Source organism: Colwellia sp. 1_MG-2023, assembly GCF_030546755.1.
Classification (GTDB): Bacteria; Pseudomonadota; Gammaproteobacteria; order Enterobacterales; family Alteromonadaceae; genus Thalassotalea_H.
This window is the reverse complement of the sequence record NZ_JAUOPE010000015.1, coordinates 55758-80422: the sequence shown is the minus strand read 5'-3', so window position 1 is coordinate 80422 and position 24665 is coordinate 55758. Positions and strand designations below refer to the sequence as shown.

Here is a 24665-nt window from a genome sequence, read left to right as displayed (position 1 = left end):
ATTGCTCTGCTTTTTATATATTTTTTATCGTTTAACGTTATCTTTTCTAACTATGAAACGTTAAACGAATACTTGTTAAAAACACTGACTACTAAAAATGATAATTAACACCAATATTCGCTGTAGTACCTAAGCCTTTAACATTGTAACCACTGTAGGTATAACCTTGCGATTTAGCAGGGTAATAATCTTTATTTAATAAGTTTTCAATGCCAAAAAATGCTGACCAGTCATTATTGAAGGTATATTTTCCACTTAGATTTATCACATTGTAAGCATCAATATTACCTAAATCGCCGACATAACTTCCATTTTCAGGCGTAAACTTATTTCGTTCAGCAACATATAAATACGTTAACGCTAGGTTAGCGTTATCAAGCGGTCGCCAATTGATATTAATCACCGCTTTCGGCGGGCTGATTTGCTTAATACCTAAGTAAGCGTCATTTGCTTTATCTTTACCTTCAACCCAAGAATAAGAGGCACTAAAATCTACGGCATCATTGACGTTATAAACCGCTAAGGCTTCATAACCATAAATTTCTTGCGGAGCTCTGACAGGCATATATACACCGGTTGTTGGATCATAACTATTGGTAGTGCCAAGCTCAGATGTACTGCGATAAGCAGAAAACTCCAACCTTAGTTGGTCAAAGTTCGAATTAAAACCAAGTTCATAGTTATCAATAATTGACGCTTCTGTTTGAATATCGGCAATATCGGTGACGGTTGCGGTACGTAACAATCGACCAATATCTGAAATATCAGCGCCTTGTGAGTAACTTGCAAACGGTTGAAAATATTCATTAAGGTTATATCGAATAGCAAAGTTATACGTGGTTGCTCGATAATTTAAAGTATCACCCGTCACATCAACAGGAATGGAACATAAGGTTGGCGTTTTACATAACTTTAAGGTGCTATAGTCAGCCACTCCTAAATCGATTTCTTCACGTCTAATACCGGCTTTTATAATCAAGTCATCATTAATAACCCATTTACTTTGTACAAAACCTGCTAAATTTTCCATGTCCATTTCAGGCACCCACAGGCGACCATCAACAAGCGGTTGCGAAGTAATATCATTTAACGCGTCTATCCCATAGATAAATGTGGCTTCAACATTATCCCATTCAAACTGGCTATTTAGGGTAACTCTCAAGCCTTTTTTATCTGATTTGATCACCGACTGACCACCTGAATAACCTTCACTTTGGTTTGCTAAAGTCGGAGAGTAGAAAAAGATGTTTTCAACTTCTTGTGCATAAGCATCAATCACTAATTGAGTATTGGAAAATAATGCTTCGTCAGTATATTTAAACATTGCATTACTATTATTAGGGCCTTGTGGTTTACCTAAAATACTGGTGCCTTCTGGCGCTTGAATAGCATAAGTTTTTACCCCAGTATTAACGCTGCCTACCACATCTATCAGATCACTTTTTTGTTCTGATTCATAATAGTTATAAACAAACTGCACCGTCTTATCTTCATCTATTTGATAAGCTAATTTGGTAAAATAGTTTTGCATTGTCGCGTCTGAAAGACCATATTTTAAACCTAACACATCACCTTCGGCATCACGCTGCACGCCATTTTCTTCATAACTGCCGGTCACAACATAACTAAACTTATCTAATTGGCCATTGATAGCTGCTTCAATGCGTTGCCCTGCACTATCCTCTAATTTAACGGTACTAAAACGGGTCGATAAACCTACTTTGCCTTGGAAAGCAGAATTAGCATCAGCACGTTTAGTGATGTAATTAATAATGCCACCAGCCGCACCATTTCCATAAATGGAAGTCGCGCCTTTAATCACTTCAATACGTTCAAGTGAATTAGGATCAATGGTTCTAATACCTAATGCGCCATTACGTAATGGGGTAGATTGAGGTACGCCGTCAATCATCACTAGCGGTGAACGACCACGTAAAGTTTGCCCTGAATTACTTGAAGTACCTGTACTTGGCGCTAAGCCTGGTACTAATGTTGACAATAATGTTTGTAACTCTGACGACACTTTCAAATGTTGTTCAATTTGTTGACGACTGATCACAGTAATTGAAGCTGGAACTTCATCAATACTTTCAACGATACGACTCCCAGTAACAACAATGCGTTCTACTTCGTCAATCGACGACATTTCATCATTTGCAAAAGTGGTAAATTGTGTGCTTTGAGCAAGTAACAGGGTAAGTACGCTCAACTTAGTTTTAAACATTAGTACTCCGATAAAGGTAGAGGGGAAAAATAAAAACGCAATACTAATAAAAATAATTATCATTTGCAATGCTGAGTTTATTACTTTTTTAACTAAATTAAATTACCCAGTAAATACCTTAAACATCTTGCTAATTAAGCTTACTAATTCAATTTTATTTACTGCTAATATTGTGTAGGTTGTCGCTTTACGCTCAATAGATAATTAAATATGAGCAGCTTGATTGGCACTCGCCATCTACTTTTTTGTGTTACCGTATTCTCAACTTAATGATGAGTGAATAAACATGACAATTAATGAAATAGCCGAGCAAAACTATTTATGGGTAGAGAAAATGGGCTGGCATAATAAAACGCCGCTTGAAGCACTTGCTCTTGTGGCTTCAGAAGTAGGTGAAGCCATTAACGAATGTCGACACGAAACGCCTAGTGAACATTTTTCTGAAGAATTAGCTGATATCGTTCTGAGAGTACTTGATCTAGCACATTGGCAAGGCATTGATATGGAAAAAGCGCTATTACTTAAAATGGCAAAAAATGAACAACGCGGTAATCGAGGACGCTTAAAGTAAATCGTTAGGCTGTCATTAGCCTGAAAAATTACCACAACAATTGAAACACTAACCTTGCATGACGTTATGCTCACTATGAATTCAGTTGCCGCTAAATGCTTTTATAGGTTACGCTGATTTTTCGCGATATTTTTCAGTTTGGCTAAGCCTTCTTCTTGCAGATATTGATAAAACAATTCCGCTAAAATAGTTTGATGTCGCTTTTTATTACGCACTAAATACCACTGACTTTGGATGGGGAAATGTTCAACATCCAACTTTACTAAATTATCATCTTGCATGTAGTCTAAAGTATGGCTACTTAAAATAGCTAAGCCTAATCCCGCTGCGACCGAATGCTTGATTGCTTGATTGCTTTCGATAGTCATTTTTGCTTTAAATGAAACATTATGCTGCTGACAAAAACCTTCAATAGAGTGTCGAGTACCTGAACCATGCTCTCGTAAAAGGAATGGATAATGAGAGAGGCGATTCAAGCTGATAGGCATTTTTTTAGTCAGCTCATGATTGACGGGGGCAACTACTACTAATGGATTTTCTAAAAAAGGCTCTGCAACTAAATTATCGGCTTTGGGGTACTGACTGAAAATATAGTAATCATCTTTGTTTTGGTTAAAGCGTTGAATAATTTGCTCACGATTGCCAATATCTAGTTGTACATCAATCAAAGGATAACGCTTACAAAACGGGCCAAGTAAAATGGGTAAAAAATATTTTGCTGTGGAAACAACAGCCAATTTTAACACACCAGATTTTGCCCCTTTTAGATCTTCTAATTCTATATGTAACTTATCTAAAGAAAAAAACATTTCTTGCGCGGTATTAACTGCAGCAATACCCGCTTCAGTAAATTCAAGGCTACGACCATTAACATGGTAAAGCGGACTATCAAAAACCTCAGTAAGATTTTTTAATTGAATAGATACTGAAGGTTGTGAAATATGTAAGATTTCAGCAACGCGAGAGATGTTTTTATGCTCGGCAAGTGCAAGTAATATTTGCATTTGCCGCAATGTCGGTAAGCGTTTTGCCATCAATTAACCTTTCATCGTTTATTTTATTATTCCACTTAACTTTCATCACTAGAAACAATGAAGACAACAACCTATATAAATTTATCTATACAAACTATTAAATATATATATTTTTAATTATTAAAGCAGTTTATTACTATCTTGTCACCATTAATCAATATTAGCGCCAGAAACGGCGTAAAGTTATTCATATGCTAGAGAATATTCAACAGAACGTACGTGAATTAGGTACCTTATTGGGTCAAACCATTGCCGACGAACAGGGTGCTAAATGGATTGATAACATTGAAGAAATGCGTCTTTCAAGTAGAGAGATCTCACCAAATAACCCTGAAATTATTAAGCAATTACAAGATAAAATTGCCAACTCGACAGAAGCAGAATTATTAATTTATGCCCGCGCATTTAGCCAGTTTTTAAACTTAGCCAATGTCGCTGAGCAGCAATACACTACTAGCCCTCAAGGACTGGATGAATTAGATCTACCTCATCCTTTAGAAGATTTGAGTGAAAAGTTAAGCCATGTTTCTCCAGAAAAATTTCAACAGGCTTTGAATAAACTGCATATTGAATTGGTATTAACGGCTCATCCAACGGAAGTGAACCGTCGTACTTTTATTCACAAATATAATCAAATAGCACAGACCCTCGACCAAACCAATGATGCTTCAAACCCTCGCATCAATGAATTAGTGCAACAAGCATGGCACACTGACGAAATTCGCCAACAACGCCCAACGCCACTAAACGAGTCATACTGGGGATTAAACACCATTGCTGATAGCTTTTGGTTTGCGGTTCCAAAGTTTTTAAAAGAGCTAAATGAGTTGTCGCAAAAAATGACCAATAGCGATTTACCTGTCGATTATAACCCGATAACAATGGCAAGCTGGATGGCGGGCGATAGAGACGGTAATCCGTTTGTTACCGCAAAGCTCAGCGAGCAAGCGCTAATCAATGCGCGCTTAATGGCAGCAAAACTCTACTTAGTTGATTTTGAACAACTGTTTTTAGAGCTATCAATGCACAAAGCCACTGATGCTTTACTAGAAGCAGATACCGATAACATTGGGCCATATCGTTGTCAGCTTCAAGCAACCATAAAATTATTAAAATATAGTATCGAGCAATTAAAAGATGGCGAAACCAAAGGTGTGTTAAACCATTCGGAGCAACTAAGAGCACCACTAATTGCCTGTCGCGACAGCCTTCTAGCCGTTGGTTTAGATAAAATTGCCAATTCATTAGTGTTAGATATGATCCGCAAAGTAAACTGCTTTGGTATCTCTTTAGTTAAATTAGATATTCGTCAGCACAGTGAACGTCATGAAGGAGCCCTAACAGAAATTACTCAAGCACTTAACATGGGTGATTTTGCAAGTTGGGACGAATCAACCCGCCAACAGTTTCTTATTAAAGAATTACAAAACCCACGACCATTATTACCCAATAGAACATGGAGCGCGGACACACAAGAAGTACTTGATACTTATGCTTTAATTGCCAAGCAACCAGCTGAGTTATTTGGCATTTATATTATCTCTATGGCAAGTAAAGTTAGCGACATTCTGACGGTAAACTTATTACTGAAAGCCGCCGGTGTCAGCTGGAAAATGCCTATCGCACCGCTTTTTGAAACGTTAGACGACTTAAACAATGCCCCAGAGGTAATGAAACAACTGCTAGAAATTGACAGCTACAAAACGTATTGCGATAAACAACACCATGTAATGATTGGTTATAGTGATTCGTCGAAAGATGCCGGCGTTTTAGCAGCAACTTGGGGACAATATCAATGCCAAGAACAATTAGTGGAAGTGTTTAAAGAGCAAGATATTGTTTTAAAATTATTTCATGGACGAGGCGGTACAATTGGTCGAGGTGGCGGTCCAGCACATAACGCGATTGCTTCACAACCACCGGGCACATTAGACGGCGGCCTTCGAGTGACGGAACAAGGTGAAACTATTCGTTATAAATTTGGCTTACCAAATCTTGCCACCCGCAGCTTGCATTTATATGCTTCCGCTATTTTAGAGTGTTTAGTGACGCCGCCTCCGGCACCAAAAGCACAATGGCGCAAGCTGATGGATGAAATGGCAGAATCAAGTTGTGCACTGTACCGCTCATATGTGCAAACCAATGAAAATTTTGTTAAGTATTTTCGCCAAGCAACGCCAGAACAAGAGCTAGCATCGTTACCATTAGGCTCTCGTCCAAGCAAACGAAAATCAGATGGTGGTATTGAATCACTTCGAGCCATACCTTGGATATTTGCTTGGAGCCAAAACAGATTAGTAGTGCCTAGTTGGTTAGGTTTAGGTAGCGCAATAGAGCAAGCCTATCAAGAAAATCAAGCATTGATGCATGATATGTTAGCAACTTGGCCTTATTTCAAATCTCGTATTTCATTAACTGAAATGGTGTATACCAAATCAGATGATCAGATTGCTGCTTTATATGATGAAGCATTAGTCGATGATGATTTAAAATATATGGGTGAAGAGTTACGTGACCAGTTAGCAAAAGATAAAAAAACCTTGCTCAACTTATTAGCGCAAGACAGCTTACTAAAAAATGATCAGTGGAATTTTAATTCTTTTGAATTACGTCGTGAATATTTAGCGCCATTGCATTTAATCCAAATCGAGGCATTAAAACGTTTGCGTCAACAACCTGAACATCCTGATAATGAACAATTATTAATGATTTCGATGGCTGGAATAGCAACCGGGATGAGAAATACCGGTTAACTCCTCAAACACTTTCTGTTTAGACTTTGTCCAGAATAAACCTATTAGTACTTCAACTAAAGATACTGATAGATTTGTTCTGGACAACTAACTAAATAACTAACTGCATTAAACATAAACCATTCTCCCTGAACCCCCTTCCATATCGATTTAAGTAACATTCAATTAGACTAAATTCACTAATAATGCTGTTTAGTTTTAAAAAAGACAAAGCCGGAAGTTTTGCAAAAAAGTAAAATATTTGGTACAAATTAGCATCTTAGGCAATAGTTTATTACGTCGAGTTATTTGCTCCATAGGTGTTGATAACTGAGGTAAAAAGGATGAACGCTATTATGTCATTTACTACATTGAAGCAATCGCTGGGAATGGCGATAACGACACTTTCACTATTTGCTTACATAATTGTTTGTATTATTAGTTATCCTTTTTTTGTTGAACGAATTTTCCCACTTTCTCACGATGCTTATTTTGGCTGCTGCACTCTTATTTTTTCACTTTATTACCTAGTGACATCCTTGTTCAATTCTCATGAAAAAGTCATTCCTTTTAGAGAAGCTATTCAAACTGAAAACATACTAAACAAAGACACGTACCAGGTGCTTTTCCAATATCTAGGGCGACAATCAGTTATTACTTGGTGTCTCTCGCTCCTATTTACTTATTCACTTTTTGCGTTAATTAACACTCATATTTCAATACAAGACGCGGCAATATTTTTCTTGTTGTCGTTGATATTATTGGCACCATTTATTTTATTAAGTACCAAGTTAATAAAAAGCATACAACCAAATTACAAACGTTTGATTGGTTTTATCCTCTTAATCAACATTTTTGGCTATTTCGCTTCATTAGAGTTACTCGAATTTTGGTTAGAAATTTCGTTAAAGCCTCAGGCAATTAATGTCGCTTTAGACCCTTTAGTCATGTTGTTGACCTTAGCTATTTTTTATATTGCCTACATGATTGGTTCTGTCAGTATTTGGCACTTTATCGATAGGCTGCTTAATCGCAATGCCGATGTACTGCATATCAATGCCACAGGTCAACGAAATGCCAATATAGTGAAAGGGCTGCAATATTTACTTATGATGTTTGCCAACTCGAATTATCTGATAAATTTATTTTTCATTCCGCTTTATTTTTACAGTCTTTATACCTTTAATACGCAGTCAACATTGCTATTTATTATCGTTGCATTAAACCTGCCTTTTTTGATCAAAATCGCAAAATTTTTAGAGCACTTAACTATCGAGTACTTCTTTATCCTGTTCAAGAGTGTTTTGTCGACAATTGCCGCCTCAATAATCTGTTCTCATGCTGTTTATTTAGTGGTTTATTTGTTACTAAATCATATGAGTTCTTGGATAAACACCAGCGATCCGGCAACATCATTAAGTTTATTTCCAGGTTTTTTATTTTATTTTGTCAATAATACGCTGTCGTTAAGCTTCCTTTTGTCATATGTAGAAGGTGTTATTTATGGCGTATTATGCTTAATCATTATTGTTTGGTTGTACGCCATTTTTATTCGCAAAGAGCGTTATAGATTATTTTGGTTCGCTTTTACTGTGTTGGTTTTTAGCGTAACTGTTTACTACGATAACCAAGTTACTCCTGAAAAAGTGACAGAAATTGTTCCTTGGATTTTACCCCCTGAAATATTTATATTTACTGCCTTTCCTTTACTAATACACTTTATTATTAATTCAGTGGTTGGCCCATATCGGATTAACCGTAAATGCCACGCATGCCAATTTAGAGCACCTAAATTTTCCAAATACTGTCCCTGTTGTGGTAGTTATTTAGTCATTTCAAAACCAATGAAGCATCGTTTATTAGACGCATATATTGATGAACAGAAGATTAGCGATAAAGCCGCTCATAATGACCATGATATACCGATAACAACATATAAACGATTCGGTATACTGAAAACAATTTTATCGCTTGGTTTATCTAAACAAGTAAAACAAATTGAAGATGCTCGGTTGGCTAAGCAGAGTAAAAAAAATGAAAAGTAAAAACATTATGATATGGGTGGGGTATTTTTTCACCCTATGTTTAATTGCTTCAGGTGTAAAATATAGCGTTTTATTGGCTGAAACGACTCAATTTACTCATTCAGAAATAGTCAATATCATGGTCTTGATTCCAGCAATCGCTTATCTGGTGTTTATTGTATTTAGGATCAAAAACAAGGCCAACCAGCATGACATAAATAACAACGACAATGATTTTTCTCATGAAACCTTATCTCAATACTTTCAATTCAATAGAGATAGTTTTTCTTTATCATTGGCGATCGCAGGCATTTATTATGTAATTTATATAAGTAATAATGAGCTATTGATAGAAGGCGTGTATTTTATTTTAGCTATAATTGTCAGCTTGGCGCTTGTAAGAAATATCAATAGACTGATACCTGCAAAACTTTCTGGTGCGGTGTCTTTTGCTTTAAGTATTTTTATATTAGTAATTTTTTTATATCTAACCTATTTGTTTGAATTGAGCCTAGGCGTTTCAAATCAAAGTTTTTTTCACTTTTTTCTCTCGTTCCCTCTCAGTGTCATTGCAATATTTATTGTCATGGCGATTACCGCATCGGCTCATTTTTTCTATAAGGTAATATGGCGCTTAGTCCAACGTTTAGCCACTGAGTATAAGCTAACGTCAAATGGTGAGCCTTCATCACGCCTAGCACTATTCGACCTTGAGCACTTCTTTGGTTATATCATTGAGCAGCAACTCTTTATCGCCATACTTTGCTCACCATTGCTCTTTGCCTTGTCTAATTATATTGATATCAGAGAATTAACGGTAGGTTGGCTATTATTAGCATTCTTTCCTATTTGCCTTAGGTTTAGTCGTTACGTGTCTTCACTTGAAGGTATTAAATACTTCTTAATGCTCAAAATTATGTTCCACTATTTATTCTGGGCACTCATTATTTGGACTTTATTTTTTCAACTATCATTTTTTATTTTTTGTTCCATAACCCAGTGGTATTTAGAGTCCGCTTATTTTTCTAATGGATTTTTCCCTAATTTTTATATCGCATTAAATACTTGGGTATCAAATGAGGTATTACTTACTCAATTTGAAGGCGTGTTTTATGCCTTTTTGATATTAATACAAATAGTTTATATTCTCGCGGCGTGGTCAACGAAACAGTTCAACCGCATTATATTGCAATGTTTAACCTTGATCACTTTTTTTGCCATAACTGCCTATAACCAAACGTTTACTGCCGACGATTTTAGTACGACACAAGGAGCACTTTTCACTCCAGCGGTAGTGTTATTGACGCTAGTACCAATAGTGATCGACATGGCAGCACAATCAATGAAAATGTTTAAATTTCAGCGCGTTAAATGTCGTCATTGTCATCAACCTAATGATGCTAAATTTAACTTTTGTCAGTTATGCGGTGAAAGTCTTTTTGGTGCTTTGCACAAAATTGACCGTGAAAATGCAAAATTATTGAATGATCTTGTGCATCAGCTTAATAATCAAATAAAACAAAGCAAGTATACATTTCCACAAGCGTTAGAGCTGCTCAAAAGTCATATCGAAGGTACAGAGAAGGTACTTGCTATTACTAAAAACAATGGCGGCCTTGCTAATTTATACGACAAATACTCGAGTAAACTCAAACAACGAGTAAATACACCAGAAGAAAAAAATAGCCGTGAGTCACAATGAATATAGAAGTTGATACATTATTTACTAAAGCCATCACGGCTTTACCTTTTGTCGCTAATTATACGAGCAAAATAAGGGATGGTGATTATCTTGGTTATGTATTCTTACAACCAGACTGGAGACGCTATGAGTTTATGATTAGCGCTGAACAACTCGCCACTAAACAAGATTCAGCTAAACGAGTTTCAACTAAAGAAAAGCAGAATAATATTGAGCAATTATTACAAACAGAAATAGTCAAAATACAGCAATTAATTGTCACGAAAAACCATCAAGAGCAAGCATACCAGCTACCGCTATTTACACTGCCAAATTCAAACTGGCAGGTTGTAGAACAAGGTAAAGCATCTGAACTGGCTAATTCATTGCATCATTTCGTAGATAAAATTGACAACCATTTAGCATTAAAATTTTATAGTGTTGAACTTAACTTTTACAAACGAAGTAAGTTGATTAGCTTTCATCAATCGGATTTTAATAATCAGCAAAAATGGCTATATTTTATCGAAGTTCAAACAGATATACCGAATCGCTATAACTATTACACTTTAAATGGTTTAAGTGCGCCTATTCATGATTGTAATACTCTTATTCCTATCGAACTGACCACACATAATGTTATAGATTATCTTTGCTTTTTTTGTTTTTTCATCCAATCGGAGGGTGGATCTTTTTATATAATACCAAAAGTTAACGACTCAATTATTCCCCCTGTCATTTGGGATGAGCAATTTATCCATAACAACCAATCGCTAAAACTATTAGAGAAGTATAAAACTCCAAAAGTTATAAGCAGAGGTAAAAACTCATCTATTTATCAAGCGACAATGTATTTTGATTGCCGTATAAGTATTGTAGAAATGGAAATTTTTCCAACAGGTAAAGTCGTTTTAATAACAAGCAAAGATATTTGCAGCGCTTTACCTTTTCGATTAGAAGTAAAGTTAACTTAATTATTATTAGATAAATTTTGCATACTTATATATCTAAAATACTTAACCATTCTACTGTGCCAGACTGTCTTCATTTACGTTTACTGAATCAATATAATTTACATTATCTAAACCTTTAGCAGTCAACACATTATTAATCTCTACAATGGTAAGTTTCAGCTGTTCAAGTATTTCAGTACATTCACTAGCCATATCATTTGAGCAAAACTCTATATCTAATGTAACCAAATCTGTTGCCTGTCGAGCTTTTCGGATGAGTTGATAAGAAAACTGATAAGCATCTGCTAAATGCTCCACATATTGAGCAATACCAGAAAAATATTGCGGTAATTTTTCTATTGCCACTTTTTTACTCTCTTTTCCACCTAACGACTGTAAGGTAGTTATTTCAGATTCGGCATTAGTTAATAAAAACTGTAAGTCTAATAACATGTCAGAAGAGCTAATCAATAGACATTTTCCCGTATGAAAATCATAGCGTTGAAACTGTGGACAGCTACAATTAGAAGGGAAACCATACTGATTAATATCAGCAGTGCAAGTTCTGTCATTAGGGCGAGAAAATGCTTCATTTGAGCAAAGTAGAACACTCAAAATAAACAAATAACATAATAAAGACTTTGCTATTGATATATACATAATTATAACTTTGCTCGACTTTTTATTACCAATAGATTTAATCTATCTTCAATCGTTCAGGCTCCCAACCATTCGCGATATATTTTTTATCAACTCGTGCTTTTTTCCATGATCTAAATACAAATCCACCCGCTATGAAAATTGGGCCAAATGCTTCTGCAGATTTATCTCCCGAAATAAAGGCGATAAAGCAAAGTCCACCAAGAGCAAATGAGATGTTAGAAAGCCATTTTGACTTAGCTACATCTTTTTCGTAGCCTGCCATTGCTCTTTCAATTAAATCATGTAATTCATTATCAGTCATTGCACCAACTCTGTCAGATGAGGTTCTCCGTAAATAATCAGCATAAGCAGAAACTCGCTTATTAACATGCTCTTTTATTTCCTTAAAAGCATATTTTTTCATCTCAACTTCATTTGCTTCATTTTTTTCACTTGCTACCGAAAAAATACCAATAACAATTAGAACTCCTATAATAATTAACCACATATTTTTTCCCTTTTAGTTAACAATAAACCTTTAATTAATATTTATATTTTCAAAAATGCTGACGTTTTTTTATACGAATAATTAATTTACCAAAAAACACTTCATTATTTAACTTTGTTTTGCTTTATATACTCAATAAAACCATTAATGGTTCTTATATTATTTTTTTGGTAAGCGATTTTAACTAATGTTTGCTCGTCGTTTGATAATCCATCAAAAAATCTCGACATATCATTTGCAATTTCAGGTGTATAACCAAAAGAGTATGTATTGGCATTAGTTGCAGAATGGCTTTTAACTAATTTATTTTGATCAAGCCTCTTAAGATTTTTTTCAACCGTAGTTTTTACTTTGTCTATATAAGCATTTTTAACTGCTTGACTATCGCCATTATGAACCTGATGAAGCTTTTTAAACTCATCACTTTCTAGGCTAATTGAAAAATTTTCACCAATGGCTAAGCCATACTTAAAAGACACTTCCGTTTTAATAAAGTCGGCGGTTGCTTTACTCCAAACATAAACAATTTCATAAGTAGACTCTGTATGACTATCTAACTTTTGAAGAAATTGTTTGCTAAAAGTGCCTGGTAATGAATTCGTTGGATAAACTATTTCATTGGCGTTTTTGACACAATCTACTTGTTTGTGCACTTGAATACATTTAAAGCACAAATAACGTCCGCATTCACAATGGTGAATATGTTCAGTTAAATAGCTTTCTTGACAACTTGCGCAATTCTCTCTCATTTTAAATAATATTTTCAAATAAAAGGGTAAATTAATAGTAACCGTATTATTATACTTCACAAGTTTTAGTCGCTTTAAAAGCAACACATTTTAGGCACGTTCAATACAAACATTTTTAGAATAAATAAGGATATTTATGATCAAGATTATTTCTCTGTTTACCTTTATTTTGTTTTCAACAGATTCATTTTCAGCATCAAAATGTGAAAACCAATGGCAAGCCCTTAAATCAGTTCAAACGCAATTAAGGCATAAAAGCACTGAATTTTTAAGAAAGCAAGAACATGAAAAACATACCGATTACCAAAACTGTCGAAAGAATAAAAATGCTAATAACAGTAAAACAAAAACAACAAAAATAACAAAAAATTCGACAGTGCAATCCCCTAATAAGAGACCTTCTCATATCTTAAACAAAAGAATAAACAGACAATTGGTCGGCAACAAAGCGATAACGATTAAAGGTTACTTTGAAGGAGAGAAACAGAATCAATGGTTAAAATTTTATCAACGACCTGAATATTGCCATTCACCTAAAAGCACCCAAGTATTCGCTAAATGCATGCAACATAAAGAAGAGGAAGCTATTAAGTTTGAACAAAAATGGCAAGAACAACACTTACCGTCTAAATTCACTTTAAATAAATAACGGTTTAATCAAACACATAAACTTACTTGAATAACACTTTCCGTTACCTATATTTAGCATCTGATATAAACGGCTTAATGGACTGAACAAATTGTTATTTGCTCAGTCTACTATCATGAAATCTATGTGAATTGGCGTTTAGTAAAAAAGAAAGCAACAAACTTAAATCTTTGAAATTAAATATCTTTAGTAAACTTCTAACTTAACCTGTATAGCAGCAGCCGGCTTTTCTGCGACAAATAAACTTTGAACCTTATTAACCGGTCCATCTGCATGGTGAATACCAAAACATAAAGTTTGATTTGGAGCTAAACGCTTTGTGTCAGATATTGAAATAATTTCTCTTTGTGAATAAAGGGCTTTATTAAAATACCCAGGTCTTTTATGTAATACTATATTAAAGTCTTCTCGTTGAGAGAGGAAAATATCAACGGGTGTTCCATTAATAGATTTTACATCCATCAACAAATTTGTATATTCAAGCTTATGAGTATGAAAGCACTTAGATTGCCACTCCGTATCTTTAACACGAACAGTTTTGTTCATAAGTTGAACTTTTTGTAATGTTGGTTTTTTCGGAGAACTATATTCCAGCCCATACTTTTTAATAGTATTTTTATTAATATCAAACCATTTATACTTTTCGTTCATCATGTAAAGTATAGCAATAGAGAGAAATACTAAATACCAGTTATCTTTCATCCAACTCATTTCATTTCCTTAAAATCGCAATGCATTAAATCTGAAGCTAATTACAACGTTAATTGACGACAAATTTGCTCCAAGCAATGTCAAGCATACATGAGTAATTCATCCCTGCAAAAAATATTTTATTGTTGTTTTGTACTTCCAATAAAGCATTAATGGCATTTAGAATTCTCCTTACAAAATATTGAACAAATAATTAATAAAGAGGATAACAACCACGCTAGGAACAAGAACAATTAATAAGCTATGAATGGTATTTTGCGTAGGAACTACTGACTTTGTAGAGTAATTTAAAAGTAGAGCTAGTTTATTTCAGGCATAAAAAAACCTTGTATGAACAAGGCTTTAAATGGTACCGGAGGACGGACTTGAACCGTCACGCTCGAAAGCAACGGATTTTGAATGTAACACGCCTAAAACTAATATTAAAAATCAACAACTTAAAATAAAATTTAAACACTTTGCAAATTCTTTGCAAATTATCACGTTTTAATGAATACTAGCATTCATGACGACTCAAATAGAACGCCACGACATCCAAGACGGATTGTACGTTTACAAACAAAATAACAGCGAACGTTGGTACTCTCGCTTTGTACTCTATGGTAAATGGTACAGTAAAGCCACCAAAGAAAAAGAGCTAGGTAACGCTGTTGCTCGTGCCCATCTAATTTTGATGGAGTACAAAGTCAAAGCTGAAAACAATCTATTGGTTGATAGCAAACGCTTCAAAGATGTTGCTGACCGAGTCATTAAGAATCTTCAAAATGAACTTGATAACGGCGGTGGTAAAGTTACTTACCGCGACTATATTCAAGCATTGAATAAATACCATATCCCCTACTTTGACCGTACCTATATAACTAGTATCGACCAAGAAAGTATCAATGCTTTTAACAAATGGCGTATTGAAAAATTTAATCGCATACCAGCTAAATCAACGTTACTTACTCATAACTCCGCAATGAATTTAGTCTTTAAAGAAGCGATTGAACATAAATGGATGATTGCGGCACAAGTGCCTGTATTACATACCAAAGGTGAAAGCGGTAAAAGGCGTGCTGCTTTCAGTCAAGAAGATTACGATAAAGTTTATGACACTATTCTCGACTTAGTTGAAAACAGCCGTAAAGAAAAAACAAAGCAAATACGTGAGTTACTCCTTAGCTATATGGAATTTTGTGTTAATACTGGCATTCGTCCCGGTACTGAAATGGAAGGAATAACTTGGGGTGATATTGAAATGACACGCCAAGATCATAATGTTCGCTTTAAAGTTAAAGTCCGTAAAGGTAAAACAACTAAACATACAGGCACTAGAACAGTTATAGCTCGTGATCAAATATGGGATTGCCTAGAAGAGTTACGTCAACGCTTTCCAGATCGTAGACCAAATGATAAGTTATTTCGCCTTGAGGACGGCGAAAGTACCAATGAATTAGGTGTGGCCTTCCGTAAAGCATTGGAAGAATGCAATTTAAAAGATTCATCTGATGGACCTCGAACACTCTACTCACTTAGGCACTCATACATCACTTGGCAATTACTTCGCCGTGATTTACGTTTAGACATTTTAGCTAAACAGTGTGGCACCAGTGTTGCCATGATTGAACAACATTACAGTCATGTTGTACCTTCAATGTTTGAGGAAGAGCTGTCAGGTGTTAAGTTTAAAAAGCAGCCTAAAAAAGAAAAGCCTATGACTGAAAAGGCCTTGGAAATAATTGAAAATCGCTTCAAAAGCTGGGAAGCCGAATACAAGAAACGTGGCTGTATTTAAATTACAACCAAACTCTGCAAAACCCGACACATAAGTTAGTAATAAGCAATGTTGTAGCAGTTTAATTAATCGGGCGGTTATTTAGAAAGACCAAATCTCGCCCACTATTGAATACCTTATGTGTAGCTTTCGATATATCTCTCTACAGTAATTGTGTGAGTACCATAGTTATCTGGCATACTTTTATCTTCAGTTGTTTGGATGTTCGCAGTTACAGAAACGAAATCTGACTTATCAGGATTTAGAGTTACTTTTAGATCTAGCCCCGCAGATCTACAAGTGTTTTTGTCTTGCTGATGAATGTCCCCCGTACCTGTCATTCGAGTGTTATTTATGATGTCCTTTAGATTTTCGATAGCATTATTATCACTGGGAGTTAATAGTGGGCTAATCTCTGGCCCGTTCAAGTCTAAATTATAAGGGTCGATATTTTGAGGAGCTTGAATATCAGCAACCTCGGTAACAATATCTTTTATGTATGGAACATCTTTTGTTTTCATTTTTTATCCTAAAATTTTGACTTTATTCGGTAAATTAATTTTTCTTTGGAATTAAAAAGCTAGGTATGTCTAAATCAGCCAAATCCAATTGTGCTTTTTCATTGCTATTAGTAATATCAATGACTCCTTGCAAATAGAAAATCGAAAGGAGAATCTCATTTTTAGCTCTTTTATTATCTAAAACTAAGCCCTCTGTCATCCAAATTTGATGTAACTGACTAAGCGCATAAAACTCTTCTTTTACCTGTTGATATTCACCAAACAACAAGTGTTCAGATGCTGTAAGCTGATAAAGTATCGCTTCACTCGAAAGCTCATCCCGATAGATTGCGCTAATTTGAGTTATAACCTTCTTTAGTTGCTCGACGAGCTCTGCAATATTGTTTCCATTAACTTGATGATAAGCAAATGACTCCATACTATTTGCTGTGTTTATTAGCTCTGCTTTGTTTAACGGAATAATTCCTCCTTCTTGTAGTTTCTCTTTCAAATCATCTAAGGTGTTTTTGCTAAGTACTGATAAACGCATATCTACATCAAGCCTCTTTTAATAGGTGGCAGGTTAGTCAAAGCTTCCGTATACTCCCAATCATCGTGCTTAATTCATTTTATTACTCTCCTCCCCGTCTGAATCAAGTAAACCTTTTACATACCGTTACAATCCGACTTAAGTGCAGTTACTTTACAGATTAATTCTCGAGCTTTGTTAATGAATCGAGCTCCTCATACACACAACTACCTCAATATTAAATCAACGTCGATATAGTAAGTTTAAAAAACAGCTAATCATGACCTTTCTACCTCCTCCTTATCGAATTCAAATTTTGACTCAATAAGCTGCTGATAGGTTAATAAAAATTCTTTGTTTTCAGGATGTTCTTGAATCATTTTCTCTAGGAATTCACGAACTAAGTTGAAATTAATATCTTTGATACATCACCTTTTATAAAAACTTACTTAATCAATCAAAACTAATCTTCGAACAACTTAAAAAGGCCATAACCAATGGCTGCAACTACTGCAACTGGTGCTGCTGCAGAAATCACGGCTCCAGTCGCCATAGATCCAGCTCCAATCGTTGCCATACCTGATGAAATGGCAGCGCCACCGGCGGTACCAGAAGCTCCAGCTAAACTTGCTAAACTTGCCCCTGTTGTTCCTGCGGTAGCAGACATAATTGTCGCAGCAGACCCTCCAACTACAGAAGATGCTGTTGTTGCTGCGGAGCCAACAGTTGCTGCTGTACCTACGGAAGCTGCGATAGATGAATTTTTAATATCTTTTGACATAATTAATACCTTTTAAATTGATACATGATTTCTAAATCTAAGTGAGTTACGAGTTCTTCACCGCAACCACCATTACAAGCTACCACCAACAAAAGGGGATAGTCAAATAACCACAATACCAATAACAACAATGAAAACAAAAACAAATAGGGATGATATAATCATAACTTTAATAAATACCAACCCCTTAGTGATTTATACTTTGTTATTTAATACTTTTATTGCAAAAAATTAAAACCTATAGGGATAGAAGTGTTGATACTACCTGTTTAATTTGAGAGACTTTATATAGTTAAGCGGAAATAATTTTATGAAAAATAATCAAATATATAGTGATAAATTAGGAATAAATACTAAGGAATTGAGTAACTCCTACCTTAGTTTAATTAAGATAGGTTGGGAGCAAGTATTGCTTATTGCAATTTATGCTCGCCAACAATATCTATACCTATCTGATACTGAAAGGGAAAAAGAAGGCTTCCACCAAAGAATAAAATTAATTCATTCAGCTAATAAAGATGACTTACTTACAACGGAAATTTTAGACAAAATAGAGGCAGGTTGTGGCAGTAATGAAATAATAAAAATTCTTTTTGAATCTATAGTTCCAGAAACTATAAACTGCAACAGCACAAGGTTGTTACAAATAATTGAAAATAAGAACATTGCCTTTAAAAGCACGAAAAAAAAATTTCGTTATACATACTTTGGTTTGTATAAAATACTCAATGATCCTTTAAGTATATTTCAGTCTTTATTAGAGATTCCTAATCTTGATATAGAAGAGAAGATTAAATTAAAGTTAATGGACTACTTAAGAGATGAACATCCGCGTGAACTTAGGTTTTTACCTAAGGATAAGGACGAACTATCTTACAACTGGAAGTATAAAAGAAATGTAAATGAAATAATTTCTGATATAGAAAAGGGCGTAAAATCATTCGATAAAACCAAATTCTCTCACTATTTAAATAGCGAGCTACTTAAAAAAGTAAGTGAAAAAGTAAATAATGCTTATTCTCAGCTACAGCATTCATCCCAAAAAGAAAAAAACTTATCCCTAGTAGAAAGCCGATCGGTAGTAGGGGAAAAACTCACCCTAAGTCTAAATAAGCAACAACTGGATAAACTAATAGGGCTTGGGCAGCTTGATAGTATTATGTCTTCATTAAAGGAGGTTTTACTTGAGCAGAAAACAACAAGGAAACAAGCTGAAGTTTCCGAGGTTAAATATAATTGTATGTCACTTGAAGCTCTATGTAGTTGGTACTCTGCAACTAAGGCAGAGATAATAAAAAAAATCGAGCAATGTCCTAAGTTAATAGCATCGATACTCGAATTCGATATTAGGTATAGACTAGGATTTTGTGACCTAGACATTGGTTCTTTCAATATCGAAAGTCGCTTTAGAGGTAATCTATCCTCTAAAGATTTTTATAAAATATCAACATTCTTTATCCACAACACTTTGTTTTATAAAAATGATCACCGTTGCCTTATAGATTCACTACAAAAGGTCACTACTGATGACTTCTTAAAGACTATCACAAGGGAGACAACACCTGATCAAGCTAGTTTATCAGCTAACCAGATGATGAAGAACTGGGCAACTTTAGAAGAAAAATCAATAATCGAGAGGTTCAAAAAGCTTCCTCCATATTTAAAAATTAATAAGACTAAACCTATTGATAGCCTAATCTGTTTACAACAAGAGAAAAGTAAGAATGATGCTCCATCATACCCTGTAAATAGTCCTTTCCCTTTACCTTTATGGGCGGTATAAATATAAGTCCATAAAGGTAATCGGCTGAAAAAAACTTTCATAATCAAACCTGACACATAAGTTAACTCTCTAGAAACTCTGATAGTTTCGGCCAATTGATCATTAACCCACCTCCCAACCTAAACCTTTTTCGGCCAGCTGATGAGGTTATTCCAAGCTTTTGAAGGATAGCTAATTCAGCTTGAAAAGGTTTTCTACTCGTTCCACCTCGCTCGGCAGCTAAATTAATAACACATAATTCATCAGCCATAACTCCTTTCACCGCTAAAAGATACTCTTCATGATTGAACTTAATTGTGTCATTTTCAATGACTCGTTCAGATGAGAAGAGAGGATCATTAGCAAAAATTTCATCAGATATACGATGAATATAATGAAGAAAGGACGCTAATTGCCCTTCTGTTAATATAGCCTTACCATAAAGTTGAAATGCCTTACCAGAATAGCAATCATTTGTTCTTTCGGATATGTCTACGAAGCGATATCCAGAATCAGAAGGTCTTCCATCATCTTCCAACATTCCAATGTGGCTTAGCCCTGAATCAATATCTTCTCTAAAGCTATGGGCTCTGTGGTGAATATTTATAGCAAAGATTATCCATGCCAACTCTTCAAAGCCAATAGTAGACAAATCAATTTTATTATCTCTAACTAGCTGCCTAACTTTCTCCTTAGTTTTACCATTTCCTGCATTAAATACATCTATACTAGTAGTACAAGAGTTCAGTGCGTTTACCAACTTATTTTTTGTTGAATCAATTCTTCCACCGAAAAACTTCTTATAAGTATGTACATCAGATTTTAATTTAGATTCAAAGTTAACGGGCTCCTTTTGACCTGAAGGATTGGTGTCCCATATAACTTGCATTTCTGGGGTAACTACATAATCAAACCAATATTTTCGCCAAATATCATCGTGTAGAGTTTCCCCTGTAGCATTTGATAAAAATTTGATTGCACTAATATTTGAATTTATGGTGTTACAGGCAGCTTCTAGTTCAGGTGCTACATACATTGCCTCAGAGTAGCTCTCTGTCGCGCTTACGCTCTTTGCAACTTGTAAATATTTAAAAAAACAATGAGCATCGCTACTACCTTCACGCAGATGGGCCCACTGTGTGCTAGCCTTAGTAGAGTTGAACTCTCTAACCCTTGAAGAATCAACACTATTACTATCAAAAGATATATTTCTATGAATCGTAAGCTTCCCTTTAAAAGGAGAAGGTTTAGTTTCATCAGGCGGAGAATAGGTTATAACAACAATATTAGAATTAGGATCTACGGAGTCCAATAATTCTGTCAGATACAGGCCAGGATTTTCATATGAATCATATTGATCAGGTACGGCTATTACAGATATATCATAACCCTTTTTCAGATATGCTTGAGATTGACCTGTAGCAGTCAATACACCATGCAACCCTTCATTTGTTCTTTTTAACTCAAGAGCAACTTCGATTTCATTCGAGTCAACACTTAAGGAAACCCTCCCATCAGGTATAGGCCACACTCTGCCTGACTCCCTGTTTGCAAATGAAGTTATTTTAGAATAAGTGATACTTTGATCTCTAAATAAAATCTCAGTATCACTTTTAAATATTGAAGATAATTCCGCAGTTACCCAAGAAGCATATAAGTCGTGGCTCATTGATTTCCTTAATCAAAGTTTAGAGCTCCGGTACAGCCTCCTTCTCGTCCTTTTCTTCTGCAGAAGTGACATCTACCAAAGCATAACTAGCTGATTTTGGTAGGTTATCAGGATACCATTGGTTTGTCTCCGCCTTTTTAATGTTCCCTGCTATCAATTCGGCTAACAATGGAGGAAATGCGTTTCCAACTTGTATACATTGCTCCTGTCGACTTCCTTTAAATTCAATATCATCAGGGAAAGTTTGAATTCTTGCCGCCTCTCTAACAGTTAACGCTCTATTTAGATGAGGATGAATTGGGAACGCATTATGACCAGGTACCATAGTTGGTGCAGGTTTTTGTCTGTGAATCCTCTTAAATATATGGCTATAATTCTTTACCTTATCTGTTCTATAACCTGATTTAAGATGCTCAGGCAGCTTATCAACATTTAGCTTCTCTCCTTCCTCAATATAACTATAACGTTCCACCAAAAGTGGCTTATGTTTCATTGGCACATGATTAAACTGGGCTGCATATGACTCATCTTCAGCTAGATCATTGATAACCTCACCAGTAGTTCGATAAGGTTTCTGCCAATCTTTCGGCTCTTTAAAGAACTTTTTCTTAGGCCAAGGTATTACATGCCCAGTTCTATTACCTATTATTATCAAACGTTTCCTTAACTGTGGAACTCCGTAATCAGCGGCATTTAGGACTTTATATTCAACGTTGGTATACCCTAGTGCTTTAAATTCATCCATCAATGAATCGATAAAGAATCCATTATCTAAAGTAAGCAAGCCCGCAACGTTTTCCATAACGAACCATCTAGGATTCAACCTTTTGATTGCATCTACGTATGAATAAACAAGTTTATTTCTAGGATCAATATGAGGGTCATAACCTTTAGTGTTTACAAACCGTCTTTTTCCAAAAATCGAAAAACCTTGGCAAGGTGGCCCACCAACAACGATTCCAACTGAAGAACGTTCAAATCTCGAACAAATATCTTCCATTAAAGCTGCATCTGACAAATCACCTTGAATAAACGGGGTGCCTACATAATTTTGCTCATGAGTTAGAGCTACATTTTTATTAAAGTCTACACATATTGCAGGTGACCAGCCTGCTCTTGTAAAACCAATTGTGAACCCACCAGCCCCGCAAAAAAGATCTACAAATGAGTCTTCAGCTGTAGCTTTATCAGGTCTATATCCATATTTAGACAAAATGTTCTTTGGCTTTTCACATTGAGGAAGTGCCTGTTTTACTTCTGCTAGGCAACTAGTATCATCCTTTTCCGTTTTCCCTTTAAAGTGCTCAGATATAGAGTTCGCTAGATTTTTAGCCATTAGCGGTGGAACAGCATTCCCTACAAGAATACATTGTCTTCTTCTATCTCCTGAAAAAATATGACTATCCGGAAAAGTTTGAATTCTTGCCGCTTCTCTAGGTGTTAGACTTCTATGAAGAGTAGGATGAACGGGAAATGCATTATTGCCAGGTACCATTGTCAAAGCAGGCTTGTCTCTATGAAGTCTCTTGTAAGTATTACCAAAATTTTTTCTTCTGATAGCTTCAGGTAGTTCTTCAGGAGGAGGTAGCCTTCCACCTTCTGGTATGTACTTATATCGTTCAATTACTGTATCAGAATGATTTAAAGCTATATGACCTTGCATATAACTTTCATCTTTATTAACCAAATCATTAATTGCAGACCCCGTAGTCGTATACGGAAGTAGACCTAATGAGTCTCCATGAGTTTTCTTAGGAAATGCAAAGTTCGATTCCTCTTTTGTGCCGAAAAGAAATAACCTTTCTCTAAATTGAGGTACACCATACTCAGCTACATTAATGACCTTTTCGTAAATGCGATACCCTAATGCAGAAAAACGTTGAATAACTTTATCCTTAAATGCTCCCTTGTATAGAGTTCCCATTGATTTAACATTTTCAAAAAGAAAAGCTTTTGGCTGTAAATCAGATACAATCCGCGCATAATGATCAAATAATTCATTCCTAGGATCTGCTGATATTTTTGCACCTAATGTAGAAAAACCTTGGCAAGGGGGACCACCTATTATTAAGTCGGGTTTCACACCATTTGCTGCTTCAAGTAATTCATAAGATGATAACTCCCTGATATCTTTATTAATGAATGGAGTGTTTGGCCAATTTACTTCATGGGTTTTAGCAGCTACAGGCTCAATATCTGAAGCCACTAAAACCTCAAAGTCAGATTGCTCAATACCCAAATGGAATCCACCAGCACCAGCAAATAGTGCATATACATTGAACTTATCTTTATTGAATTTCTTTTCTAATTCACTAAACATCTGATATCTTTCTCTAATTTTTTGTAGGATCGAATTACGAGGGGTAGCATGTCCTTTTTCCCAACGGTTAATAGTGGTAAATGACATACCAAGTTCTTTAGCAAAGTCTTCCTGTGACATTTGTTGTTGAATACGAAATTCATAAAGTAATTTTGAGTAATCGATCATCTTTGTGTATTTTCAAAACGCTATAGTGTTAGAATAATACACGAAAAACACTGGTTGTAAATACAGTGCCCTAATAATATTTGAAAAGTGAATTGATAGCCAAATGTCCAAAATAGAAATTGCCCATGAAGGTATTTGCAAATGGATACAAAAAGACCGAGAAGGCCCTGTACGATCTAGCCAGCCTGCAGGGTTAAATATCATAAAAAAGCTAAAGGTATTGGCAAAGTTAATGTTCATATCACTTCCTAGTGATATAAAGGAAAATTATTCAGTACACATTTCTACGGGTAAATCTAATCTACCTTCAGTTCTCTGGGTTTCACTAACACCTAAAGGGCGATCTGTTTACAATTCAATGTCTGTTACTGCCTGCTTTAGTCACGAAGCAACAGGGTGTGTTTTAGGGGTAATGGATGCAGTTACTTTTCCTCAAAAATGGATGCCTACTATAGAAAGACAAGCAAGTGAAATTAAAGTAAACCTAAATAAAAAAGGTGCAAAATATCAATATAACGGAAAGTATGTAAATCCAAAGGAGTTTACTCGCCATAGCTTTGATGCAGCGTTATTTGTTGAACATTTACTAAACTCTTGTCAAATTCTGCACTCCGCATTTCTAGAACAACAATCATCATCTCAAAGTAAATATCAATTTTGAGTACAGTCATAACGCTCACACTATCGATTAAAAACATTAAT

Annotated in this window: 20 protein-coding genes; 9 read left to right on the top strand and 11 right to left on the bottom strand. The window is 35.3% G+C overall.

The window, feature by feature from the left end; translation table 11 throughout:
• Positions 1-91: 91 nt before the first annotated feature.
• Complete coding sequence (locus Q4493_RS15500) at positions 92-2224, bottom strand: TonB-dependent receptor (RefSeq protein WP_303454531.1); 2133 nt, start codon at positions 2222-2224, stop codon at positions 92-94.
• A 286-nt stretch (positions 2225-2510) separates the two neighbouring features.
• Here Q4493_RS15500 and Q4493_RS15495 point away from each other — a divergent pair, with 286 nt between their 5' ends.
• Positions 2511-2795, top strand: a complete 285-nt coding sequence (locus Q4493_RS15495) for a MazG nucleotide pyrophosphohydrolase domain-containing protein (protein WP_303454528.1) — start codon at positions 2511-2513, stop codon at positions 2793-2795.
• Between the two features lie 101 nt (positions 2796-2896).
• On the opposite strand, the gene Q4493_RS15490 is transcribed toward Q4493_RS15495, so the two are convergent.
• The gene (locus Q4493_RS15490; RefSeq protein WP_303454526.1) at positions 2897-3829 is read right to left on the bottom strand and encodes a LysR family transcriptional regulator; all 933 of its coding nucleotides are present in this window, start codon (positions 3827-3829) and stop codon (positions 2897-2899) included.
• 191 nt (positions 3830-4020) lie between these two features.
• Here Q4493_RS15490 and ppc point away from each other — a divergent pair, with 191 nt between their 5' ends.
• The 4 genes from ppc to Q4493_RS15470 all read left to right on the top strand — a co-directional run bounded on the left by ppc (position 4021) and on the right by Q4493_RS15470 (position 11240).
• A complete protein-coding gene (gene ppc / locus Q4493_RS15485) occupies positions 4021-6582 on the top strand; it encodes a phosphoenolpyruvate carboxylase (RefSeq protein ID WP_303454523.1) in 2562 nt (853 codons plus the stop codon).
• Positions 6583-6917: 335 nt separating this feature from the next.
• Positions 6918-8606, top strand: a complete 1689-nt coding sequence (locus tag Q4493_RS15480; RefSeq protein WP_303454521.1) for a hypothetical protein — start codon at positions 6918-6920, stop codon at positions 8604-8606.
• Positions 8596-10287, top strand: a complete 1692-nt coding sequence (locus tag Q4493_RS15475; RefSeq protein ID WP_303454519.1) for a zinc ribbon domain-containing protein — start codon at positions 8596-8598, stop codon at positions 10285-10287. The genes Q4493_RS15480 and Q4493_RS15475 overlap by 11 nt, the downstream gene beginning before the upstream one ends.
• Entirely contained in the window at positions 10284-11240 is a 957-nt protein-coding gene (locus Q4493_RS15470) for a hypothetical protein (RefSeq protein WP_303454518.1), read from the top strand. The genes Q4493_RS15475 and Q4493_RS15470 overlap by 4 nt, the downstream gene beginning before the upstream one ends.
• A gap of 51 nt (positions 11241-11291) precedes the next feature.
• Here the strand turns inward: Q4493_RS15470 and Q4493_RS15465 are convergent, their stop codons facing one another.
• The 3 genes from Q4493_RS15465 to Q4493_RS15455 all read right to left on the bottom strand — a co-directional run bounded on the left by Q4493_RS15465 (position 11292) and on the right by Q4493_RS15455 (position 13022).
• Complete coding sequence (locus tag Q4493_RS15465; RefSeq protein ID WP_303454516.1) at positions 11292-11879, bottom strand: hypothetical protein; 588 nt, start codon at positions 11877-11879, stop codon at positions 11292-11294.
• A gap of 37 nt (positions 11880-11916) precedes the next feature.
• Positions 11917-12369, bottom strand: a complete 453-nt coding sequence (locus Q4493_RS15460) for a hypothetical protein (RefSeq protein WP_303454514.1) — start codon at positions 12367-12369, stop codon at positions 11917-11919.
• A gap of 104 nt (positions 12370-12473) precedes the next feature.
• Positions 12474-13022, bottom strand: coding sequence for a putative RNA uridine N3 methyltransferase (locus Q4493_RS15455; RefSeq protein WP_303454512.1), 549 nt, complete (start codon positions 13020-13022; stop codon positions 12474-12476).
• A 232-nt stretch (positions 13023-13254) separates the two neighbouring features.
• Here Q4493_RS15455 and Q4493_RS15450 point away from each other — a divergent pair, with 232 nt between their 5' ends.
• Positions 13255-13767 carry a hypothetical protein gene (locus tag Q4493_RS15450; protein WP_303454510.1) on the top strand — a complete coding sequence of 171 codons (513 nt, stop codon included), beginning with the start codon at positions 13255-13257 and terminating at the stop codon, positions 13765-13767.
• 186 nt (positions 13768-13953) lie between these two features.
• On the opposite strand, the gene Q4493_RS15445 is transcribed toward Q4493_RS15450, so the two are convergent.
• The gene (locus Q4493_RS15445) at positions 13954-14478 is read right to left on the bottom strand and encodes a hypothetical protein (RefSeq protein WP_303454507.1); all 525 of its coding nucleotides are present in this window, start codon (positions 14476-14478) and stop codon (positions 13954-13956) included.
• Positions 14479-14983: 505 nt separating this feature from the next.
• On the opposite strand from Q4493_RS15445, the gene Q4493_RS15440 reads away from it, so the two are divergent.
• Positions 14984-16255, top strand: a complete 1272-nt coding sequence (locus Q4493_RS15440) for a tyrosine-type recombinase/integrase (RefSeq protein WP_303454505.1) — start codon at positions 14984-14986, stop codon at positions 16253-16255.
• A 116-nt stretch (positions 16256-16371) separates the two neighbouring features.
• Here Q4493_RS15440 and Q4493_RS15435 read toward each other — a convergent pair whose 3' ends face one another.
• The 3 genes from Q4493_RS15435 to Q4493_RS15425 all read right to left on the bottom strand — a co-directional run bounded on the left by Q4493_RS15435 (position 16372) and on the right by Q4493_RS15425 (position 18044).
• The gene (locus Q4493_RS15435; protein ID WP_303454503.1) at positions 16372-16755 is read right to left on the bottom strand and encodes a hypothetical protein; all 384 of its coding nucleotides are present in this window, start codon (positions 16753-16755) and stop codon (positions 16372-16374) included.
• 34 nt (positions 16756-16789) lie between these two features.
• A complete protein-coding gene (locus tag Q4493_RS15430) occupies positions 16790-17284 on the bottom strand; it encodes a hypothetical protein (protein WP_303454501.1) in 495 nt (164 codons plus the stop codon).
• Between the two features lie 442 nt (positions 17285-17726).
• Complete coding sequence (locus Q4493_RS15425) at positions 17727-18044, bottom strand: hypothetical protein (protein WP_303454500.1); 318 nt, start codon at positions 18042-18044, stop codon at positions 17727-17729.
• Positions 18045-18354: 310 nt separating this feature from the next.
• Between Q4493_RS15425 and Q4493_RS15420 the strand changes: the two genes are divergently transcribed.
• Positions 18355-19827, top strand: a complete 1473-nt coding sequence (locus tag Q4493_RS15420; RefSeq protein WP_303454498.1) for a hypothetical protein — start codon at positions 18355-18357, stop codon at positions 19825-19827.
• Between the two features lie 61 nt (positions 19828-19888).
• Here the strand turns inward: Q4493_RS15420 and Q4493_RS15415 are convergent, their stop codons facing one another.
• Complete coding sequence (locus Q4493_RS15415) at positions 19889-21475, bottom strand: hypothetical protein (protein ID WP_303454496.1); 1587 nt, start codon at positions 21473-21475, stop codon at positions 19889-19891.
• Positions 21476-21494: 19 nt separating this feature from the next.
• On the bottom strand, positions 21495-23963 hold the full coding sequence (dcm, locus tag Q4493_RS15410; protein ID WP_303454494.1) for a DNA (cytosine-5-)-methyltransferase: 2469 nt from the start codon (positions 23961-23963) through the stop codon (positions 21495-21497).
• Between the two features lie 103 nt (positions 23964-24066).
• Here dcm and Q4493_RS15405 point away from each other — a divergent pair, with 103 nt between their 5' ends.
• Positions 24067-24624: a hypothetical protein gene (locus tag Q4493_RS15405; protein WP_303454491.1), complete on the top strand. Its 558-nt coding sequence runs from the start codon at positions 24067-24069 to the stop codon at positions 24622-24624.
• Positions 24625-24665: the final 41 nt, after the last annotated feature.

What these genes read in the sequence shown, in the direction of transcription:
- Q4493_RS15470 (WP_303454518.1), top strand. Translation starts at nt 10,284, where the DNA reads ATGAATATAGAAGTTGATACATTATTTACTAAAGCCATCACGGCTTTA.
- Q4493_RS15415 (WP_303454496.1), bottom strand. Translation starts at nt 21,475, where the DNA reads ATGAGCCACGACTTATATGCTTCTTGGGTAACTGCGGAATTATCTTCA.
- Q4493_RS15445 (WP_303454507.1), bottom strand. Translation starts at nt 14,478, where the DNA reads ATGAGTTGGATGAAAGATAACTGGTATTTAGTATTTCTCTCTATTGCT.
- dcm (WP_303454494.1), bottom strand. Translation starts at nt 23,963, where the DNA reads ATGATCGATTACTCAAAATTACTTTATGAATTTCGTATTCAACAACAA.
- Q4493_RS15435 (WP_303454503.1), bottom strand. Translation starts at nt 16,755, where the DNA reads ATGAAAACAAAAGATGTTCCATACATAAAAGATATTGTTACCGAGGTT.
- Q4493_RS15430 (WP_303454501.1), bottom strand. Translation starts at nt 17,284, where the DNA reads ATGCGTTTATCAGTACTTAGCAAAAACACCTTAGATGATTTGAAAGAG.
- Q4493_RS15450 (WP_303454510.1), top strand. Translation starts at nt 13,255, where the DNA reads ATGATCAAGATTATTTCTCTGTTTACCTTTATTTTGTTTTCAACAGAT.
- Q4493_RS15500 (WP_303454531.1), bottom strand. Translation starts at nt 2,224, where the DNA reads ATGTTTAAAACTAAGTTGAGCGTACTTACCCTGTTACTTGCTCAAAGC.
- Q4493_RS15420 (WP_303454498.1), top strand. Translation starts at nt 18,355, where the DNA reads ATGAAAAATAATCAAATATATAGTGATAAATTAGGAATAAATACTAAG.
- Q4493_RS15480 (WP_303454521.1), top strand. Translation starts at nt 6,918, where the DNA reads ATGTCATTTACTACATTGAAGCAATCGCTGGGAATGGCGATAACGACA.
- Q4493_RS15475 (WP_303454519.1), top strand. Translation starts at nt 8,596, where the DNA reads ATGAAAAGTAAAAACATTATGATATGGGTGGGGTATTTTTTCACCCTA.
- Q4493_RS15405 (WP_303454491.1), top strand. Translation starts at nt 24,067, where the DNA reads ATGTCCAAAATAGAAATTGCCCATGAAGGTATTTGCAAATGGATACAA.
- Q4493_RS15465 (WP_303454516.1), bottom strand. Translation starts at nt 11,879, where the DNA reads ATGTATATATCAATAGCAAAGTCTTTATTATGTTATTTGTTTATTTTG.
- Q4493_RS15495 (WP_303454528.1), top strand. Translation starts at nt 2,511, where the DNA reads ATGACAATTAATGAAATAGCCGAGCAAAACTATTTATGGGTAGAGAAA.
- Q4493_RS15425 (WP_303454500.1), bottom strand. Translation starts at nt 18,044, where the DNA reads ATGTCAAAAGATATTAAAAATTCATCTATCGCAGCTTCCGTAGGTACA.
- Q4493_RS15440 (WP_303454505.1), top strand. Translation starts at nt 14,984, where the DNA reads ATGACGACTCAAATAGAACGCCACGACATCCAAGACGGATTGTACGTT.
- ppc (WP_303454523.1), top strand. Translation starts at nt 4,021, where the DNA reads ATGCTAGAGAATATTCAACAGAACGTACGTGAATTAGGTACCTTATTG.
- Q4493_RS15460 (WP_303454514.1), bottom strand. Translation starts at nt 12,369, where the DNA reads ATGTGGTTAATTATTATAGGAGTTCTAATTGTTATTGGTATTTTTTCG.
- Q4493_RS15490 (WP_303454526.1), bottom strand. Translation starts at nt 3,829, where the DNA reads ATGGCAAAACGCTTACCGACATTGCGGCAAATGCAAATATTACTTGCA.